This window comes from Vannielia litorea, assembly GCF_900142295.1.
In the GTDB taxonomy this organism is placed as follows: domain Bacteria; phylum Pseudomonadota; class Alphaproteobacteria; order Rhodobacterales; family Rhodobacteraceae; genus Vannielia; species Vannielia litorea.
In genome coordinates, this window is sequence record NZ_FSRL01000003.1 from 1 (window position 1) to 1179 (window position 1179).

Here is a 1179-nt window from a genome sequence, read left to right on the forward strand (position 1 = left end):
AGATCACTCGATGATCTTGGAGACGACGCCGGCGCCGACGGTGCGGCCGCCTTCGCGGATGGCGAAGCGGAGGCCGTCTTCCATGGCGATCGGGGCGATCAGCTCAACGGTGAACGACACGTTGTCGCCCGGCATCACCATCTCGGTGCCCTCTTTCAGGGTCACCGTCCCGGTCACGTCCGTGGTGCGGAAGTAGAACTGCGGGCGGTAGTTGGCGAAGAACGGGGTGTGGCGGCCACCCTCTTCCTTGGTGAGGATGTAGGCCTCGGCCTCGAACTTGGTGTGCGGGGTCACCGAGCCGGGCTTGCAGAGCACCTGGCCCCGCTCCACCGCGTCACGGTCGATGCCGCGCAGCAGCGCGCCGATGTTGTCGCCGGCCTCACCGCGGTCGAGCAGCTTGCGGAACATCTCGACACCGGTGCAGGTGGTCTTGGTGGTCGCCTTGATGCCGACGATCTCGAGTTCGTCGCCCACGTTCACCACGCCGCGCTCGATACGGCCGGTCACAACCGTGCCGCGGCCGGAGATCGAGAACACGTCCTCGATCGGCATCAGGAACGGCTGGTCCACGGCGCGCTCGGGCGTCGGGATCCACTCGTCGACGGCGGCGATCAGCGCGCGGATCGACTTCTCGCCGATTTCCTCGTCACGGCCTTCCAGGGCGGCCAGGGCCGAGCCCTTCACGATCGGAATGTCGTCGCCGGGGTACTCGTAGCTCGAGAGCAGCTCGCGCACTTCCATCTCGACGAGCTCGAGGAGCTCCTCGTCGTCCACCTGGTCCACCTTGTTGAGGTAGACGACCATGGTGGGGATGCCCACCTGGCGGCCGAGCAGGATGTGCTCGCGGGTCTGCGGCATCGGGCCGTCGGCGGCGTTCACCACCAGGATCGCGCCGTCCATCTGGGCCGCACCGGTGATCATGTTCTTCACGTAGTCGGCGTGGCCGGGGCAGTCGACGTGGGCGTAGTGACGCGCATCCGACTCGTACTCCACGTGGGCGGTCGAGATCGTGATCCCGCGGGCCTTCTCTTCCGGCGCGCCGTCGATCTGGTCGTAGGCCTTGAAGTCGCCGAAATACTTGGTGATCGCCGCGGTCAGCGTCGTCTTCCCGTGGTCAACGTGCCCGATCGTCCCGATGTTCACGTGCGGTTTGTTGCGTTCGAACTTTTCCTTAGCCAT

The 1179-nt window shown here is 66.0% G+C and carries 1 protein-coding gene; it reads right to left on the reverse strand.

Going from position 1 to position 1179, the window contains the following annotated elements:
• Positions 1-3 precede the first annotated feature (3 nt).
• A partial coding sequence (gene tuf / locus BUR94_RS20245) for an elongation factor Tu (protein WP_074258270.1) occupies positions 4-1179 on the reverse strand: 1176 nt, incomplete at its 5' end.